Genomic DNA, 17663 nt, shown 5'->3' with positions numbered 1-17663 from the left:
TAATGGAATTGACAACATTATACAGGCCAGTAGGGCCAAATGAACTTAGAAAGATAGAAGACTCAGGATGGAAGCGCTTTCCCAAACGTTTAGCTGAACAGCCTATATTTTATCCTGTTATGAACGAGGAGTATGCGATCCAGATAGCCCGGGATTGGAACGTTCCGGCGTCAGGCTCAGGCTTTGTAACTAAGTTCGCCTTACCTGCAGATTATCTCAAGAAATACACTGTTGAAAATGTAGGTGGGCCTATTCACAATGAACTTTGGGTTCCCGCAGAAGAGCTCGAGGATTTTAACGATCATATAGTAGGTGGTATAGTGGTCACCAAATCGTTTTATAAAGAATGAACGCTTTAAGCGGACTTAGTTAACTTATCCGCTTAAGCGTTCCACGTCGTTAAAGGCTTTTCAAATACTTTATTGTTTGTGGTATCTGTTTAGCATGATCGGGGCTTTCGTCCTCAATAAAATAATGCTTAATGCCCACAGCTTTTGCAGCTTTAATAACTTCGGGTACGTTTATCTGGCCGGTGCCTAATGCAACGTCATTTTTAATATCGGTACCGCCGGTAAGGTCGTTAGCTATCCCTTTGCGAATGTCTTTCAGATGCATCATTTTCCAGCGCTTTGGGTATTTATACAACAGCTTAGCAGGGTCTGCACCGCCGTGGAAAGCCCATAACATATCCAGTTCGAAGGAAACGTATTTTGAATTGGTATTCTTAACGATATAGTCGAATAGTGTGCCGTCCTGGTAGTCTCCAAACTCGTAGCCGTGGTTATGATAGCAAAGCGTAATACTGTTCGCTTTTAAAATACGTCCTGCTTTGTTGAAATCGTTTACTGCTTTTTCAGCATCTGCAATGTTAAACGTTTTACCGTGGGGTATCCAGGCAACCATAACATAGCTGGCGTTGAGAATTCCTGCCAGACGCACCACTTCCATCGGATCTTTCACCAGCATGTCGTAATCAACACCAATAGATGGCATGCTGATCCCACGTTGATTAAGTAGCTTTTTAAACTTATAAGGATCAACTCCTTTGGGGTTTGGCCCTTCCATTTCAGTAATGCCGAGCGCTTTCACACTGTCAAGCACCGCCTCAGTATTGGTGGCGAGGGTGGCCCGATACGTATAAGATTGTACGCCTATAGGCATGGTAAAAAGCGGTTTAGCCTTCTTTTGAGCAAATGTATTTACAGCTATAAACAGCGACAATGCCGATGCAACAAGAACGGATTTCTTCATTATAGGATAGATTATGTTCATGGTAAAGGTAACAGCGATAGCCGCTTTAATGTTGATAGTATTTTACCAATTAACACCTAAGTTACATCAAATTGCGATTTTTCTTAGCGTTGAACCAGCTTGTTGAACTGATATAATTAATGCAGAATAATGACAATATGTTTAAACGCTATTTAAGATAAAGTTTTACCTTTGCGAGCTCATTCCCAATCATGAGCGATCAGATTAAACATGAATGCGGCGTTGCATTCATCAGACTGTTAAAGCCGCTATCTTATTACCAGAAAAAGTATGGCACAGCGCTGTACGGCTTAAATAAACTTTATCTTTTAATGGAAAAACAGCACAACCGCGGGCAAGACGGCGCGGGCGTTGCTACCATTAAATTGGATATTGAACCGGGCAAAAGGTACATCAGCAGGCACCGATCCATGGCGTCAAACGCGGTGGCGGATATTTTTGAGTATATCCAGAAGAAATTCGCGGAGATACAAAAGGAGACGCCTGAAAAGATGGCCGATACCGAATGGCTCAAAGAACACATAAGCTTTACCGGCGAAGTTCTGTTGGGCCATTTGCGTTATGGTACACACGGTAAGAACAGTATTGAGAGCTGCCACCCGTTCCTACGCCAGAACAACTGGATGACCCGTAACCTGGTTATTGCCGGTAACTTCAACATGACCAATGTTGATGAATTACTGCAACAGCTCTACGATCTCGGACAGCATCCTAAAGAAAAAGCTGATACCGTAACTGTACTGGAGAAAATGGGCCACTTCATTGATACCGAAGTTCAGGGTCTGTTTGATCAGTACAAGCGTGAAGGGCTTGATGATAACGCGGAGATAAGCAAGCTGATAGCCAACGATATGGACGTAGCCAAGATCTTGCGCAAATCTGCCAAGAACTGGGACGGTGGCTACACCATAGCAGGTATATTAGGACATGGTGACGCGTTTGTTATGCGAGACCCAGCAGGTATACGCCCTGCATTTTACTATGCTAATGACGAGATAGTTGTTGCCGCTTCCGAGCGCCCTGCTATCCAGACTGCCTTTAACATCCCGATAGGGGAAGTAAAGGAGATACGCCCTGGCCATGCCCTTATTGTTAAAAAGAACGGCAAAGTTACCGAGGAAGAATTTAGCGAACCTAAAGAGAAAAAAGCATGCTCTTTCGAGCGCATCTATTTCTCCCGTGGCAGCGATGCATCTATCTACCGCGAACGTAAACAGCTGGGCAGGTTGCTTTGCCCACAGATATTGAACGCTGTTGATAATGATATTAAGAACACCGTATTCTCCTATATCCCCAACACCGCCGAAGTTGCTTTTTACGGCATGGTGGAAGGTGTGCACAAGTACATCAAGCAATATCAGCACGACAAGCTTATAGCCGGTAACGGTAAGCTGAGCGACGAGGAGCTAAAGGAGATCTTATACCTGGCACCGCGCGTAGAGAAGATTGCCATTAAGGATGTAAAGCTTCGTACTTTTATTACACAGGATGCCGACCGCAGCGAGATGGTTGCCCACGTGTACGATACCACTTATGGCCTGATCAAAAACGACCTGGATACCCTTGTGGTACTTGACGACTCCATTGTACGAGGCACTACATTAAAACAAAGCATCCTGAAGATACTTGACCGCCTTGGTCCTAAGAAAGTAGTTGTGGTATCGTCTGCTCCGCAGATACGCTACCCGGATTGTTACGGCATTGATATGTCGCGCATGGGTGAGTTTGTGGCCTTTGAAGCTGCTATCAGCTTACTTAAGGATGCCGGTAAGGACGATGTGATACTGGATGTTTACCAGAAATGTAAGGACAGTTCTAAACTGCCTAAGGAACAGGTGGTGAACTATGTGAAAGCTATTTATGAGCCATTTACTGATCAGGAGATATCTGACCGTATAGCACAGATCATCACTCCTAAGAACATTAAATGCGAAGTACAGGTGCTTTATCAAACCCTTGATAACCTGCACAAAGCCTGCCCTGATCACTTGGGCGACTGGTACTTTAGCGGCGATTACCCTACACCGGGCGGCAACAAGGTTGTGAACCGCGCTTTTGTTAACTGGATGGAAGGCAAGAACCAACGGGCTTACATGTAAAATAAACGTTAACGATAATATTAAGGCGATGAAGAATTCATCGCCTTTTTTGTTACCGCAAAACTGTAACACGTGAAGGTGTTACACCTGTTACACTCTTTTTTGTGATTTTATAAATAATTATCTGATCTCTAGTTACTTGCAAAAAATGAATGTTTAAACATGTTACAGTTTTTGCAATCATGATACACTTGTTAAATGCAAGCTATTTTGTATTTATTTGATATACAGTAGTTTAAAATTTAGCCTGTTTGATGTCACCTGCGGTGTTACAGCCGCGGAGATACGCAAGAGGTGAAAAGAAGAAATGACTCTGTGCAACGAGAAGCACAACGCAAGCAATCACCTTAAAAAACCGGCATCAGGAACGTTCGGGTGGCACAGCAACTGCTAAAGCATTAACTTTAACAGAACGTAACGTAGCCGGCACTTTTCTTTGGTTCGTTTCTTTTGGTGTCAAAAGAAATGAACATCCACCGCCAATCATTAAGCAGAACCATTCCTCATAAGCAAAACCGCCTACCAAATCACCCTCGGAACGCTATCGCTCGCCGATCCCTCTAAACTGGCGGCCCGCTAATTCAATAATCGGAAATTATGACCCGGTAGAGGCGCTGAATACGTAGTGGGTCACCAGCCGGTCTACCAGTACCAGGGAGGCGATAATGAGCGCTATGCCGGCAACCTGGTTTAGGCGGTGCACCAGTTTTACCGAGATCTTATCGCGTAGTTTATTTGCATAAAAAGCTTTTGTAGTATCCAGCGCAAATTGTACCAGCAAAATGGTCAGGAACATAATGCCTATTTTAAGGCTGCGGTTGTGCACGCCCTGGTGGTACACGGTACTGGCCGCACCAATAACCACCGTCCAGTGGAAAAGTATGGTAGGGTTAAAAATGCACATCAGGAAACCCTTCAGAAAATAGCCGGCACGGTCCACATTGGTGGGCACGGTGTTCTGGTAGTTCACCTCGCTCTTTTTAAACAGGTAATATATGCCAATGGCGAACAGTATCACCGCCCCAAATACGCCTACAAGGGTTTTGGTTTGCGCGCTTACAGTAAAGAGTTGCGAACCGAAAAGAATGGCGCCGACGAATACAACGTCGCTGCAGACAACGCCAAGGGCTAAAGCAACACCTGCGTGAAAGCCTTTCTCGATACTGGTTTTAATTAGAGCGAAGAACACCGGGCCGGTTATGAAGGTGAGTACCAATCCAAAACCAATTCCCGAAATAACAGCTTCTATCATTAAGTCCGGCTTATATTTAGTATTGTCCTGCTATAAAAAGCAGGATACGAATATGCAATTAATATTCTTTAAACAGCAAAAGGCAAAGTTGTGATTTATATTTTGAAAAAATTATGAGCTAATTATAAAAATTCCTTTAAGTTTAGTGGTTTAAAACATCAACACCAAACAAACTGATCAACAGACAATGGAACAAAACAACTCCAAGAGTAACGGTTCGGCATTATACACGCTGGTAACGGTATTCTTTTTCTGGGGCTTCCTGGCGGCCTCCAATGGTATCTTTATCCCTTTTTGTAAAGCACATTTTCATCTTTCACAATTCGAATCTCAGCTTATCGATTTTACCTTCTACGGTGGGTATTTTATCGGCTCGCTGATATTGTATTTTGCTTCTGCAGCCACCAAGGTGGATATCCTAAATAAAATAGGGTACAAGAATGGTATCATCTATGGGTTACTGCTGTCTGCTGTTGGCGCGCTTATTATGGTGCCTGCTATTAACTCCGGTTCGTTCGCGTTCATCCTGTTAACATTCTTTATTATAGCCCTGGGCTTTTCATTACAGCAAACCGCTGCAAACCCATTTGTGGTTGCGTTAGGCAGTGCCGAAACCGGTACACACCGCCTGAACTTTGCGGGTGGCGTAAATAACTTTGGTAGTATTTGGGGACCGGTAATTGTTGGATTTGTTTTGTTCGGATCTGCATCAGCTAAAATCCCTGCCGAACAGGTAAAAATATCATCAGTTAATACCCTTTATCTCATCCTGGCCGGCTTGTTTATAGCAGTTGCGGCCTTTTTCTGGATATCTAAACTGCCAACAGTAACCAGCGACGAAAAGATAGAACCAAGTAATAAGGCAAACAAACCTTTGGGCGTTATCTTTATCGCGTTCCTGCTAATTTTAGCTGCAAGCCCGCTTGCTGATGCAACCCATGTGCCTAAAGCATACTTTGTATACGCATCATTGGCAATTATTCTGATCACGTTACTCTCTACTATAGCAACCAGCAGCAAGCATAAAGAAGGCTGGGGCGCAATGCAGTATCCGCAATTGATATTGGGTATGCTGGCCATCTTTACTTACGTGGGTGTTGAAGTTACCATCCAAAGTAATATGGGTGCATTGCTGGAAACGCCTGCTTTTGGCAGCTACACTACCGACCAGGTAGCACCTTTTATCTCCCTTTATTGGGGTAGCTTGATGATAGGCCGCTGGACAGGTGCTATCGCAGCGTTTAACCTTTCTAAAACCATGAAGTTTGTGCTTACGGTAATCGTTCCGTTTATAGCCTTTGGTGTGGTACTATTGGTAAACAGCATCAGCGGCACTAACGTTAGTATGCTAATACCTTATGCAGGCTTTGTGGCTGTGTTGGTTATAGGCTTCTTAATCGGTAATCAAAAGCCTGTACGTACGCTGGCATTGTTTGGCGTACTTGGCGCTATCTTCATGATAGTTGGTTTAATGAGCGCCGGCATGATCGCTATTTTCTCGTTCACTGCGGGCGGCCTGTGCTGCTCAATCATGTGGCCGTCTATCTTCTCGCTATCTGTTACCGGTTTGGGTAAATACACCAGCCAGGGTTCGGCATTCCTGATCATGATGATCCTTGGTGGCTCTATTATTCCGCCAGTGCAGGGTATATTGGCTGATAGCAGCGGTATACATGCATCATACATTGTTCCGGTGATTGGCTTTGCTTACCTGGCATTTTTTGCATGGAAGGCTGGTGTTGAATTGAAGAAACAAGGTATAGATGTTGACAACCTGGAAGCAGGCGGCGGACATTAATCGTCTAAATCAGAATTTACAGAATTCTAGAATTCACAGAATATTATATCATCTATAAAAAGGGGTTAGTTAACGAAGGTTGACTAACCCCTTTTTTGTTTGAACCTGAATTTCTTAGAATTAGAGAATAAACAGAAATCCTTTGTTCCTTAATTCTTAAATTCGGCCAATTCTTAAATTCGAGTTCAGATCAACCTCTAAATGGATAAACCAACTTTCGATAACATCTTCATGAACCTGGCGACGGACCTGGCTAAACGTTCACACTGTGTTAAGGCGCAGGTAGGAGCGGTGCTGGCTAAGGATACCCGTATTATATCAATAGGGTACAACGGACCGCCTGCCGGCACGCACAACTGCGATGAAGAGTTTCCGGAAACAGGTTGTCCGCGCGATAGTAAAGGAAGCTGCTCGCTGGCTTTGCATGCCGAAGAAAACGCTATACTTTATGCGGTAAAGAATGGTGCCAACCTGGAAGGTGCTACTTTATACACTACCTTATCGCCTTGCCTGCCCTGCGCGAGGCTTATTTACTCGGCCGGCATCAAACAAGTATATTTCGATAAATCGTACGCGCAATACAAAGGCCTTTCCAGTGATGAAGGCGTAGACTTCCTGAACAAGTTCGGGGTGAGCGCGGTAAAAGCTGGGTAAGCAGAAAGCGTAAAGCAAAAAGCTTAAAGCAAAATACAGAAAGCCGAAGCGAAAAGGCTCCCTCGCAATGACGCTTAACAGAATAACCATTCTGTTAATTCTAAAATCCTGAAAATTCCAATTCAGACTTTTAGCAGCGGCGTTATCCTGTCCAATGCAAATTGTAACTGCTGCTCGGGGGTAAGATTGGTATTGTCGAGTATAACAGCATCATCAGCCCTTACCAGCGGGCTTTCTGCACGGGTTGTATCAGCGTAGTCGCGCTGAGCGATATTCTCAAATACCTCAGCCAGGGTAACCTCCGGATTTTTAGTATGTATCTCTTTATAACGGCGTTCTGCCCGCACTTTCGGGTCGGCGGTCATGAACAATTTAAGGGAAGCATTCGGAAATACTGCGGTGCCAATGTCACGGCCATCCATCACAATGTTCTTCGAGCGGCCCATGCGCTGCTGTTGCTTCACCATCTCACGGCGCACTTCTTTCAAAGCAGAAACAGGGCTTACGTTTGTTGATACAGGCATTTGGCGTATCTCTTCAGATACCTCCTCATCATTTAACGTAATGTGCGACTCGTAATCACGCGAATGGAAATTAAGGTGAATGTTCTTTAATGCCTGCTCGATACTGTCATGATCATTCAGGTCTATATTGTTACGCAGGAAATAGAGGGTAACCGCGCGGTACATAGCCCCACTATCAACATATATATAATTTAGTTTTTTAGCCAAAGCTTTGGCTAATGTGCTTTTGCCGCATGATGAATAGCCATCTATGGCTACTACGATATTGTTGCCCATCAAGGTACGAAGTTAATGCTTTTGCCGAAAATCTGCTTATTAACTTTTCCCCACTAGGTAAGGCGCGAATGCTTAGTTTTGCCGCATGAACTTGAATAAGGCCGACCTGCAAAAAGAGGTGAGCTACAAAACATCGCGCAGCGGCGGCAAAGGCGGCCAAAATGTTAATAAGGTATCTACCAAGGTAGAACTGCTGTTTGATGTTAATGCATCGGCATTGTTTACTGATGAAGAAAAGGCTTTGATCAATCAAAAACTGCAGAGCCGCTTTAACAAGGATGGATTAGTACAGGTGGTTTGTGATGAAGAGCGCAGCCAGTTCCTGAATAAAGAGATAGCGCTAGAACGGCTGGTAGTGCTGCTAACCACCGCGCTGATAAGGCCAAAAGTGCGCAAAGCGGTAAAGGTAAGCCGTGCCGCTAAACTGGCCCGGCTGGACAATAAAAAGGCCCACTCTGATAAAAAAGCAGGCCGCAGAAATAACTTTGATTATTAATTGAACCGGTACAGCAGCGTAGCCGAACCCCACTGGTGTGAACGTGCAACATTCTTTACATCCTTAGTGTTGAATATTGCTGCCAGGCCATAAACAAACCTGCCGCTTACATAGTTGGCGCCTACCTCGTTACTAAATACAAAATGGCGGATATTTTTGGTGATTTCCATGGTGCCCGGCTCCGGGTGGTCTTTAAATATGCTGCCCTGGATGGTAGCATCGTAACCTATAACGTTTGCCTGCGGTTTGTAGTAGAGGAAAAACTCATGCTCGTGCAACAGGCTGTTCTTGCCCTTTGATGCCGTACTTTGTGTACTTGCCGATTGAAATAATTGATTGAAGTTGCCAAACCTGAACAGCGGGCCGGCACCGGCGCTGATAAAACCTGTACCTAAGTTGGCATAGGTTGCGGCGCTTACGTCTATCCACGAACCACGCGCTATTAGCTTGCTGTAATCTGCCGAGAGATTTACTTCTACGTCATTCCTGATCTGGTACTGCCAGCCATCGGGAGGGTAGAAGCCAAATGTTTTATGAATGAACTCCTGTATGCCTTTTCCGCCGGCAGCAGGGCCAACCACGCCAAGCCTTGCAGTTAATTTAAGCGCGCTTTCGTTTTTATACAGCAGGTTTAAAGAGGCGCCTGCATATAAGTAGCCGGCAAAGGGCCTGTCCAGGTAGTCTGTTGATGGTATAGCTGCCGACTGCGGGTTAAATAGCTTTTGCCCAACCTCAAAGCCAAGTACCTTATTGGCCAGGCTGGTGTTTTTTGAGGCATCCAGCGCTTTACGGTAGTAAGCAAATATACCGTTGGTATAATACCTGTCTGAGCCTTGTGCCAGGAAGGAGTCGTTGTCTGACTGTAAGCCGATCTCGTGGCTGCGTGTTTGCGCGTACGCGCCGGCAGCTGCAAACAGGCTTACCGCCAAAGCAAATAGTTTAATTTTCATTGAGGGTTGTAAGTGAGCAAAGTGATGCGCTAAAATAAAAAAAGCGTTGATACTTAGAGCAAATGAAAACCATTAAACGGTACCTACCATGGGTAGTCAATTATGTGAAGGTGTGAAAAGTCGTTCCAATACTGACATTTTCGATTTAATCGAACAGCTTCCATATACTGTTTAGCGTCGTCAATAATGAGTTGTTTGCTGTCATAGTAATAGGCTCGAACCATGAAGCACCTGATATTAGTGGAGAATAACGAGATAAGTGATGAATAGATAGATACCGGCTCAAGGATTATTTCAGGCGGCGACCAAATAAATATCTTCTTAAAGTCAGGACTGGATGGGTCACAATTCACCAGCAAAAAATCTCCGCCACCGTTTTCAAAGATAGGCAACATCATTCTGAGTTCAGGATCACCGTGTTGAAATTGGTTTTGCCACTCGTTAACCGCTTGCTCTAACGACAATGGGATTCCGTGGTCGAAAAGCAATGCTTCACCAATGGTAAGGTTATGTGCTTTGTAGCCGTTCGTTAAAGTAAAAAGATATTTCACTTCGTCGGGAACACAAAGGCTTAAGGAGGAAAAGGTTTGTTCTACTTGCTCTGGTGCAAGCCCATCGCCTAAAAGGGAATGTAATTTCTTGTTTTTCTTTTTTATCAAGTCGTAGAACAATCCGATAAGGTACTTATCTGCCGGCGTCATTATTCCTAAGATAAAAAAAATGCAGGATACTATCCCGCATTTTCTTAGTTCAACACCTGTTTAACCGGTGTCTCCTTTATAGTAAGGTCCAGCGGGTTGCTTACCTTCTCGTCAAGCAAAGCAAGCTTTATTACATCGCCCATATCGGTTACGTAATGAAACTGCAGGTCTTTAATGTAGTCTTCCTTAATTTCCTCAATGTCCTTCTGGTTACTGCGGCAAAGTATGATCTCTTTGATGTTGGCGCGTTTGGCGGCCAGTATCTTTTCTTTTATACCACCAACCGGCAGCACACGGCCGCGCAGGGTGATCTCGCCGGTCATAGCCAGGTTCGGTTTTACCTTGCGCTGGGTGAAGGCAGACACCAGTGCAGTTAACATGGTAACGCCCGCAGAAGGGCCATCTTTTGGCGTTGCACCGGCAGGTACGTGCACGTGCACATCCCACTGTTCAAACAGCTTTGGATGAATGTTAAAATCACCTGCATGCGCGCGCAGGTAGGCCAGTGCAATAGTAACCGACTCTTTCATAACATCACCTAAACTACCGGTAAGCGTAAGCTTTCCGTTGCCGGGGCTAAGGCTGGCTTCGATGAAAAGGATGTCGCCGCCTACAGATGTCCAGGCCAGGCCGGTTACCACACCGGCAATGTCGTTGTTTTCGTAAAGGTCTTTATCAAAAATAGGCGCACCTAATATCTTCAACACATCCTTTTTGCTTACCACCGGATTGTACGGCTCTTCCATGGCAATGTTCTTAGCCACGCCACGCACTACCGAGCCAATTTTTTTCTCCAGGGAACGCACTCCTGACTCACGGGTGTAATCCTCAATTACTTTTTCTATAACGTCGTTCTTCAGGGTTACATCTTTATTGGCCAGGCCATGCGCTTCGCGTTGTTTAGGCACCAGGTGTCGTTTGGCTATCTCCACCTTTTCCTCAATGGTATAACCGTTTACCTCTATGATCTCCATACGGTCCAGCAAAGCTGGTTGTATGCTGCTCAGCGAGTTAGCCGTTGCAATGAACATTACGTTAGACAGGTCGAAATCCATCTCTACGTAGTTGTCGTAAAATGTGCTGTTCTGCTCAGGGTCCAAAACCTCCAAAAGGGCAGAGGACGGGTCGCCACGAAAATCGGTGCTTACCTTGTCCACCTCATCCAGTATAAAAACCGGGTTGGCAGCGCCTGCTTTTTTAATAGACTGTATTATACGTCCTGGCATTGCACCTATATAGGTTTTACGGTGACCGCGAATCTCGGCCTCATCGCGCAGGCCGCCAAGTGCCATACGTACGTATTTGCGGCCAAGTGCTTTGGCGATAGACTTACCCAGAGAAGTTTTACCCACCCCCGGAGGGCCTACCAGGCAAAGGATAGGGGCTTTCATATCGTGCTTTAGTTTTAGCACAGCCAGGTATTCTATAATGCGCTGTTTTACTTTATCCAGGCCAAAGTGGTCCTTATCCAGCACTTTTTGCGCGCGTTTAAGGTCAAAGTTGTCTTTTGTGAACTCGTTCCATGGTAAATCCAGTAATAGTTCCAGGTAGTTTATTTGCACAGAGTAATCAGCTGCCGCAGGATTGGTGCGCGCCAGCTTTTCCATCTCCTTGTTAAAGTGGGTGGCAATTTCCTTGCTCCATTTTTTAGATTTGGCACGTTTTTTTAAATTCTCTATCTCCAGGTCGGGCGTGTTACCGCCAAGTTCTTCCTGTATGGTTTTAAGTTGCTGATTAAGAAAATAATCGCGCTGCTGCTTGTCAAGATCCACACGGACTTTGGTTTGTATCTGGTTCTTCAGTTCCAGCATTTGCAGGTCCAGGGTAAGGTGTTCCAGCACCAGGTTTATCCTGTCGCGCAGGCTTTTGGTTTCCAGCAGGGCTTGTTTTGCCGCCATATCCGCATTCATATTTGAGGATATGAAGTTGATAAGGAACGATGTGCTCTCGATATTTCGAATAGCGATACCGGCCTCGCTTGGGATGTTTGGCGACAATTGGATAATGTTCATGGCCATGTCCTTTACAGACGATACCATGGCTTTAAACTCTTTGTCTTCCTTCGGTTTGATTTCCACAAACGGCTCTACAGACGCTTTCAGGTAAGGCTCGCTTTGAACTTCTTCTTTAAGGATAAAGCGCTTTTTACCCTGAAGTATCACGGTAGTGTTACCATCAGGCATTTGCAACATCTTGATAATAAGCGCAACGGTACCCACACGGTGCAGCTGCTCAAAGCCCGGATCTTCTATACTTACATCCTGCTGTGCTACAACGCCGATGAGGCGTTTGCCTTTGTTAGCGTCGCGTATAAGCTTTATAGACTTATCACGACCCACAGTAATGGGTATCACAACACCCGGGAATAACACGGTATTGCGTAAGGGAAGAATTGGTAATATATCTGGAACCTGTTCGTTATTCATTTCTTCTTCATCTTCCGACGACATTAGCGGGAAAAACTCAGAATCTTCGTTTATAGCGGCAGCGTTTTTAAAATCAAACGGATCAAAACTCATTAGTATCCTTTTTTTCGGGTTGTTTCAACGTCAAATTGTCAGCCACCGTAAAAGCAGTAGTTAATTTAACCTCAATATTCCCCTGTTAAATTGTACGGTGACAGAAGTTCAAGAGATGTGCCAAGATAAGTTTATTTAAGACGATCTTATTGTTGGTTGTGTAATTAACTGTCAATTAAGTGTTTATATGTTGATGGTAAAACGCGCTTAACAGCTGACTATTTTAGTATTGCGGAAAAAAAGTCATGCTTATTGGGGTATGATTGATAACACGAATTTTACAAAAAGTACATCCTGCACATAATATTTTGTATTTATGCAAGTTAATAGAGTACCGTTACACGTTTATGCATTTGATGAGGCTCCCCGCAATATTCTCGCTTCTGCTTATTACTTCGCTCGAGTCATCGGCACAAAACGCCTATGTAAAACTTGGGCAGCAAGCCTTTATGGACGGTAACTTCAAGAGCGCTGTCGCGCAACTGGAAAAGGCCTGCATGATAGATTCTACCAATGCTAACGCGTATTGGATGCTGGGCTACTCATACTATCACAGCCAAAATTACCGCAAGTCTATAGCCGCTTTTACAAAAACAATATACATTCATCCTACTGATGCTACGGCGTATTATTACCGTGCACGTGCCAAAAGCTACCTGGGTAAAGATACTTTCCTGTCCTATGACGAGCGGGAGAAGTACCTCCTGGGCGCTATATTCGACCTTACTAAGGCGATAGCCATAGATCCCACTGAACAAACAAAGTGTTTCCAAACACGTGGTATAGCCTATCGCGAATACGGTATTTTTAAGCTGCAGCCCAACATTAAGAATTACGATAAAATACGGGGTATTAGCTCCCTTAAAGCATCAATAGGAGACCTGGAGAAAGTGTTGAAAGACAACCCTAGCCGGTCTGACATTTCATCCCTGATTGACCTTTCGAAAGAGAAGCTGGCGACATTTACCGGCAAACACAACTAAAATACGCCTTTTACCACGTAGTTGTTGGCGCCCATTACTTTTACCTTCTGGTCTTTTTCTATCTGGTAGTACTTACCCGGTACGTACATCAGCTTTTCCGTAGTGTTGTAGAGTAAGTTGCTGATGTTGTTCAATACCGATACAGATATCACCTTGCCATCTTGCTTTTTAATAACCAGCCGTCGTGTTTTTAGCTCCGGGAATTTGGCTTGATAAACTATGCTGTCGGCATTTTGCTGTATGGTGTAGCTATCTTTCCAGGCGGGTTTGTTAATGTCCGACGATACAAACAGGCCAAACTCTTGTCCCCAGTTCTGTATAAGCAGCTTCTTTGTCTCTGTTACGCCGTTGTGAGTAACTGTTTTTACAACAGGCTTGTTGGCGGCAGCTAAACGTGCGGAATCAGCCCTGAAGAAATCCTTCATATCAAAGTACTTCAGGGTAGCGCCGGTTTCTTTTATTTCCGGTTTGCAGGCATACCAGCTGCCCAGCAGCAGCAAGCCGCCCGCAAACAGGGTGTATCTCTTTAACGGCTTATACCAATACATTACCGGTCATTTCTGCGGGAACTGGTACGCCAAGTATTTTCAGTACCGTTGGGGCAATATCGCCCAGTTTGCCGTCATATACAGCCTTCACGTCCTCGTCAATAATTATACAAGGTACCAGGTTGGTAGTATGCGCAGTATTTGGAGAGCCGTCATCATTTATCATGTAATCGGCATTACCGTGGTCGGCAATAATGATGAAGGAGTAGCCGTGTTTCAAACCTGTTTCTACAACAGCCTGTGTGCAGGCATCTGCTGTTTCAGCAGCTTTAACTACCGCGCTGAAAACGCCGGTATGGCCAACCATATCTGTATTGGCAAAGTTAAGGCATACAAAGTCCGGCCATTCTGCTTCAAGTTCCGGGATAATTGCATCACGGATGCCTTCAGCGCTCATCTCCGGCTGTAAGTCGTAAGTGGCCACCTTTGGCGATGGTACCAACAACCTTTTTTCGTTTGTGAATTCTTTTTCACGTCCGCCCGAGAAGAAGAATGTAACGTGCGGATACTTTTCAGTCTCGGCAATACGTATCTGGTTCTTGGCAGCACCTTCCAGCACTTCGCCCAGCGTCATGGCCAGATCGTCCTTGCGGAACACTACCTTAACGTTCTTAAACGTGTCGTCGTAAGACGTCATGGTAACATAATGGAGGTCTAGCGGTTTCATGTCATACTCCGGGAACTCCCTTTGGGTAAGCGCCTGTGTAATCTCGCGGCCACGGTCCGTACGGAAGTTAAAGCAGATTACTACATCACCTTCTTTTATAACGGCAAGCGGCTGCCCGTCTTCACCGGTCTTTACTATAGGCAGTATAAATTCGTCGGTAACACCTGCTTCGTAAGATCTGGTGATAGATGCTGTAATATCCTTTGTAGGCTCGCCTTCGCCTTTAACCATCAGGTCGTAAGCTTTTTCAACGCGTTCCCAGCGGTTATCGCGGTCCATTGCATAGTAACGGCCAATAGCCGAGGCCAGTCTTACCGGTGTGTCGGCTATGTGCTGCTCCAGTTCGGTAATAAAGCCCAAGCCCGAATTTGGGTCGGTATCGCGGCCATCTAAAAAGGCATGTACAAACACCTTTTGCAAATTTAGTTTTGCTGCCGTAGTTGCAAGCCCTTTAACGTGGTTAATATGCGCATGCACTCCACCGTCAGATAACAGGCCAATCATGTGAAGATCTTTATTGTTGTCGCGCGCATAATTAAAGGCTTCTACCAGGGTTTCATTCTGTTCAAACTCGTTATCCAGTACGGCTTTGTTTATACGGCCGAGTTCCTGGTATACCACGCGGCCAGCGCCCAGGTTCATGTGCCCCACTTCGGAGTTACCCATTTGCCCTTCTGGCAAACCTACCGCAAGGCCGGATGCTTCCAGCTTAGAGTTTGGGTAGTTACTGATAAGAGAATCGAAGAAGGGCGTGTTTGCGGCTAAAATAGCGTTAGAGCTGTCCTGACGGCCGTAACCCCAGCCGTCTAATATAATGAGTACTACTTTTTTTCTGTTTTCCACAATGCAAATATAAAAGCAACGTTTAAACATTATAGTTTAAAAGAGTGTTAATTTGTGCAACATTTAAAGTTTTATCCGGTCATGTTGATATGAAGCTACTTACACGTATACCCTTGCTGATACTTTTGTTCACAATTCCTGCCGCTGCCATAGCCGGGCCTATAGATAAAGTTGCGGAATTGATAAAGCAGGGCAATACGCATGAACTTGCAAAGCTTTTTGCCGCAACTATAGATGTGACCGTATTAGAAAACGCTAATGTTTACTCCAAAGCGCAGGCAGAGATTATCCTGGAGAAATTTTTTAAAGAGAACAGGCCTCAATCTGTAAAGATAATCCACCGCGTTAATTCAAGCGCCGCATATAATTTCGAAGTAATGCATGTAGTTACCGACAAGGGAAAATACCGGGTGGCGGTGACCATGAAAGAAATTGAAAAGCAGATGGTTATTATTGAGTTGCGCGTGGAAGTCGAAAAAACCTAATTACTCGTCAATTGTTCTTACTTTTGAAACTCAAAAATCAGAAGGTTTGGACAAACAACTTATCCACCAGTTTATAGTAAAAGCTCTAAGTGAAGATGTAGGCGATGGCGACCATACATCTTTAGCTACCATTGAGGCAGGCACAAAAGGCAAAGCAAAACTTTTAGTAAAAGATACCGGCGTACTTGCAGGGGTAGAACTTGCCCTGGCAATATTTGAAGAGGTAGACCCCAATCTGCAAGTAGATGTACTGCTTAATGACGGTGCCGAAGTAAAACCCAAAGATATTGCCTTTACTGTTGAAGGGGATGCTCAAAGCATACTAAAGGCTGAGCGGCTGGTGCTTAACTGCATGCAGCGCATGAGCGGTATTGCAACCAAAACACGCGAGATTACAGACCTGCTGGAAGGCACCAACACCAAGGTTTTAGATACCCGAAAAACTACGCCCGGTATGCGTTACCTGGAAAAGTGGGCCGTACGTATTGGCGGAGGGGTCAACCATCGCATTGGCCTGTATGACATGATACTCATCAAAGACAACCATGTTGATTACTCGGGCGGGATACGGCAGGCAATAGAGAACGCTAACAACTATCTAAAAGAGACCGGAAAAAAGCTGGCTATTGAAATAGAAGTGCGTAACCTGGAAGAACTGGAAGAAGTACTGCAAACCGGTAACGTAAACCGTATTATGCTGGACAACTTTAGTTTTGATAACCTGCGGCAGGCTGTAGGGATGATAGAAGGCCGTTATACAACCGAGGCATCCGGCGGCATAACCGAGGAGAACATAAAAGATTACGCCAATTGCGGTGTGGATTATGTATCTGTTGGCGCGCTTACGCACTCGGTGAAAAGCCTCGATCTGAGTTTAAAGGCCGTTAAATTATAATTGAATATATTGCGGTATATTACATCTATTTAATAATATTGCAGGCAGATGCTATCAATCTCGTCTATTTTAGCGCTCATTCTTGCATATCTCTTCGGGTCTATACCAACCGCGGTTTGGATAGGCCAGGCATTTTACAACATTGATGTAAGGGAATATGGCAGCGGCAACGCAGGTGCTACCAATACCTTTAGAGTGCTTGGCAAAAAGGCGGGCATACCCGTAATGCTGCTGGATATTTTAAAAGGGTGGACAGCCACTAACCTTGCCTACATCATTGGTGTCTCTACAACGGGCGCTTATCATTCCATAGCTTTTACTAACTACGCGCTGGCACTTGGCGTTGCGGCAGTAATGGGCCACCTGTTCCCAATTTTCGCTGGTTTTAGAGGCGGAAAAGGAGTGGCTACGCTTTTTGGAATGATATTAGCTATAAACCTGCAGGCATCTTTACTTTGTGTGCTTGTTTTCCTGGTGGTGCTGCTGATAACCAAATATGTATCGCTGGCATCAATTATGGCGGGTTTTACTTATCCCATCGGTGTAACTTTCATTTTCCCGGTGTATATAAAATCGGTCATAATATATGGCATGTGCATATGTGTGCTGATATTAGTAACCCATCAGAAAAATATAGAGCGCCTATTAAAAGGTAAAGAGTCTAAAGTAAACTTATTTAAAAAGAAAACTGCCTAAAGACT

Annotated in this window: 17 protein-coding genes; 9 read left to right on the top strand and 8 right to left on the bottom strand. The window is 44.8% G+C overall.

Annotated features, from left to right (window positions below):
• Positions 1–2 precede the first annotated feature (2 nt).
• A complete protein-coding gene (locus DYU05_RS08635) occupies positions 3–350 on the top strand; it encodes a hypothetical protein (protein ID WP_117382545.1) in 348 nt (115 codons plus the stop codon).
• Positions 351–399: 49 nt separating this feature from the next.
• Here the strand turns inward: DYU05_RS08635 and DYU05_RS08630 are convergent, their stop codons facing one another.
• Positions 400–1251: a sugar phosphate isomerase/epimerase family protein gene (locus tag DYU05_RS08630; RefSeq protein ID WP_117382544.1), complete on the bottom strand. Its 852-nt coding sequence runs from the start codon at positions 1249–1251 to the stop codon at positions 400–402.
• A 212-nt stretch (positions 1252–1463) separates the two neighbouring features.
• On the opposite strand from DYU05_RS08630, the gene DYU05_RS08625 reads away from it, so the two are divergent.
• Entirely contained in the window at positions 1464–3371 is a 1908-nt protein-coding gene (locus DYU05_RS08625; RefSeq protein WP_117382543.1) for an amidophosphoribosyltransferase, read from the top strand.
• A gap of 595 nt (positions 3372–3966) precedes the next feature.
• Here the strand turns inward: DYU05_RS08625 and DYU05_RS08620 are convergent.
• Positions 3967–4623 (bottom strand): LysE family translocator, encoded by a 657-nt coding sequence (locus DYU05_RS08620; protein WP_117382542.1) that lies wholly within the window; start codon positions 4621–4623, stop codon positions 3967–3969.
• A gap of 187 nt (positions 4624–4810) precedes the next feature.
• On the opposite strand from DYU05_RS08620, the gene DYU05_RS08615 reads away from it, so the two are divergent.
• Complete coding sequence (locus tag DYU05_RS08615; RefSeq protein WP_117382541.1) at positions 4811–6421, top strand: MFS transporter; 1611 nt, start codon at positions 4811–4813, stop codon at positions 6419–6421.
• Between the two features lie 201 nt (positions 6422–6622).
• A complete protein-coding gene (locus DYU05_RS08610; RefSeq protein ID WP_117382540.1) occupies positions 6623–7075 on the top strand; it encodes a deoxycytidylate deaminase in 453 nt (150 codons plus the stop codon).
• Between the two features lie 122 nt (positions 7076–7197).
• Here the strand turns inward: DYU05_RS08610 and cmk are convergent, their stop codons facing one another.
• A complete protein-coding gene (cmk, locus tag DYU05_RS08605) occupies positions 7198–7875 on the bottom strand; it encodes a (d)CMP kinase (RefSeq protein ID WP_117382539.1) in 678 nt (225 codons plus the stop codon).
• A gap of 85 nt (positions 7876–7960) precedes the next feature.
• Here cmk and arfB point away from each other — a divergent pair, with 85 nt between their 5' ends.
• Positions 7961–8371: an alternative ribosome rescue aminoacyl-tRNA hydrolase ArfB gene (gene arfB / locus DYU05_RS08600; protein WP_117382538.1), complete on the top strand. Its 411-nt coding sequence runs from the start codon at positions 7961–7963 to the stop codon at positions 8369–8371.
• Here arfB and DYU05_RS08595 read toward each other — a convergent pair.
• The 3 genes from DYU05_RS08595 to lon all read right to left on the bottom strand — a co-directional run bounded on the left by DYU05_RS08595 (position 8368) and on the right by lon (position 12541).
• Entirely contained in the window at positions 8368–9321 is a 954-nt protein-coding gene (locus DYU05_RS08595; RefSeq protein WP_117382537.1) for a lipid A deacylase LpxR family protein, read from the bottom strand. The two genes, arfB and DYU05_RS08595, sit on opposite strands and share 4 nt — an antisense overlap.
• Positions 9322–9404: 83 nt before the next feature.
• A complete protein-coding gene (locus tag DYU05_RS08590) occupies positions 9405–10022 on the bottom strand; it encodes an SMI1/KNR4 family protein (RefSeq protein ID WP_117382536.1) in 618 nt (205 codons plus the stop codon).
• A 44-nt stretch (positions 10023–10066) separates the two neighbouring features.
• Positions 10067–12541, bottom strand: coding sequence for an endopeptidase La (gene lon, locus DYU05_RS08585; protein WP_117382535.1), 2475 nt, complete (start codon positions 12539–12541; stop codon positions 10067–10069).
• A gap of 356 nt (positions 12542–12897) precedes the next feature.
• Between lon and DYU05_RS08580 the strand changes: the two genes are divergently transcribed.
• Complete coding sequence (locus DYU05_RS08580; RefSeq protein WP_165852027.1) at positions 12898–13524, top strand: tetratricopeptide repeat protein; 627 nt, start codon at positions 12898–12900, stop codon at positions 13522–13524.
• Here the strand turns inward: DYU05_RS08580 and DYU05_RS08575 are convergent.
• Together DYU05_RS08575 and gpmI are read right to left on the bottom strand one after the other, a co-directional pair.
• Positions 13521–14072, bottom strand: a complete 552-nt coding sequence (locus DYU05_RS08575; RefSeq protein ID WP_117382533.1) for a hypothetical protein — start codon at positions 14070–14072, stop codon at positions 13521–13523. The genes DYU05_RS08580 and DYU05_RS08575 overlap by 4 nt on opposite strands.
• A complete protein-coding gene (gpmI, locus tag DYU05_RS08570) occupies positions 14059–15612 on the bottom strand; it encodes a 2,3-bisphosphoglycerate-independent phosphoglycerate mutase (RefSeq protein WP_117382532.1) in 1554 nt (517 codons plus the stop codon). The genes DYU05_RS08575 and gpmI overlap by 14 nt, the downstream gene beginning before the upstream one ends.
• Positions 15613–15671: 59 nt before the next feature.
• On the opposite strand from gpmI, the gene DYU05_RS08565 reads away from it, so the two are divergent.
• Genes DYU05_RS08565 through plsY form a run of 3 tightly spaced genes read left to right on the top strand, consistent with a single transcriptional unit; the run spans position 15672 to position 17658 of the window.
• Positions 15672–16067, top strand: a complete 396-nt coding sequence (locus DYU05_RS08565; RefSeq protein ID WP_117382531.1) for a DUF4783 domain-containing protein — start codon at positions 15672–15674, stop codon at positions 16065–16067.
• Positions 16068–16113: 46 nt separating this feature from the next.
• The gene (gene nadC, locus DYU05_RS08560; RefSeq protein WP_117382530.1) at positions 16114–16962 is read left to right on the top strand and encodes a carboxylating nicotinate-nucleotide diphosphorylase; all 849 of its coding nucleotides are present in this window, start codon (positions 16114–16116) and stop codon (positions 16960–16962) included.
• Between the two features lie 48 nt (positions 16963–17010).
• Complete coding sequence (gene plsY, locus DYU05_RS08555) at positions 17011–17658, top strand: glycerol-3-phosphate 1-O-acyltransferase PlsY (RefSeq protein ID WP_117382529.1); 648 nt, start codon at positions 17011–17013, stop codon at positions 17656–17658.
• Positions 17659–17663 lie beyond the last annotated feature (5 nt).

This window comes from Mucilaginibacter terrenus (genome assembly GCF_003432065.1).
GTDB classification, from domain to species: Bacteria; Bacteroidota; Bacteroidia; order Sphingobacteriales; family Sphingobacteriaceae; genus Mucilaginibacter; species Mucilaginibacter terrenus.
The sequence above is the reverse complement of the archived record's forward strand: the minus strand, read 5'-3'. Positions and strand labels throughout refer to the sequence as shown.

What these genes read in the sequence shown, in the direction of transcription:
- DYU05_RS08565 (WP_117382531.1), top strand. Translation starts at nt 15,672, where the DNA reads ATGAAGCTACTTACACGTATACCCTTGCTGATACTTTTGTTCACAATT.
- DYU05_RS08635 (WP_117382545.1), top strand. Translation starts at nt 3, where the DNA reads ATGGAATTGACAACATTATACAGGCCAGTAGGGCCAAATGAACTTAGA.
- lon (WP_117382535.1), bottom strand. Translation starts at nt 12,541, where the DNA reads ATGAGTTTTGATCCGTTTGATTTTAAAAACGCTGCCGCTATAAACGAA.
- DYU05_RS08630 (WP_117382544.1), bottom strand. Translation starts at nt 1,251, where the DNA reads ATGAAGAAATCCGTTCTTGTTGCATCGGCATTGTCGCTGTTTATAGCT.
- DYU05_RS08620 (WP_117382542.1), bottom strand. Translation starts at nt 4,623, where the DNA reads ATGATAGAAGCTGTTATTTCGGGAATTGGTTTTGGATTGGTACTCACC.
- plsY (WP_117382529.1), top strand. Translation starts at nt 17,011, where the DNA reads ATGCTATCAATCTCGTCTATTTTAGCGCTCATTCTTGCATATCTCTTC.
- DYU05_RS08590 (WP_117382536.1), bottom strand. Translation starts at nt 10,022, where the DNA reads ATGACGCCGGCAGATAAGTACCTTATCGGATTGTTCTACGACTTGATA.
- DYU05_RS08610 (WP_117382540.1), top strand. Translation starts at nt 6,623, where the DNA reads ATGGATAAACCAACTTTCGATAACATCTTCATGAACCTGGCGACGGAC.
- arfB (WP_117382538.1), top strand. Translation starts at nt 7,961, where the DNA reads ATGAACTTGAATAAGGCCGACCTGCAAAAAGAGGTGAGCTACAAAACA.
- DYU05_RS08625 (WP_117382543.1), top strand. Translation starts at nt 1,464, where the DNA reads ATGAGCGATCAGATTAAACATGAATGCGGCGTTGCATTCATCAGACTG.
- DYU05_RS08575 (WP_117382533.1), bottom strand. Translation starts at nt 14,072, where the DNA reads ATGTATTGGTATAAGCCGTTAAAGAGATACACCCTGTTTGCGGGCGGC.
- gpmI (WP_117382532.1), bottom strand. Translation starts at nt 15,612, where the DNA reads ATGTTTAAACGTTGCTTTTATATTTGCATTGTGGAAAACAGAAAAAAA.
- cmk (WP_117382539.1), bottom strand. Translation starts at nt 7,875, where the DNA reads ATGGGCAACAATATCGTAGTAGCCATAGATGGCTATTCATCATGCGGC.
- DYU05_RS08615 (WP_117382541.1), top strand. Translation starts at nt 4,811, where the DNA reads ATGGAACAAAACAACTCCAAGAGTAACGGTTCGGCATTATACACGCTG.
- DYU05_RS08580 (WP_165852027.1), top strand. Translation starts at nt 12,898, where the DNA reads ATGAGGCTCCCCGCAATATTCTCGCTTCTGCTTATTACTTCGCTCGAG.
- DYU05_RS08595 (WP_117382537.1), bottom strand. Translation starts at nt 9,321, where the DNA reads ATGAAAATTAAACTATTTGCTTTGGCGGTAAGCCTGTTTGCAGCTGCC.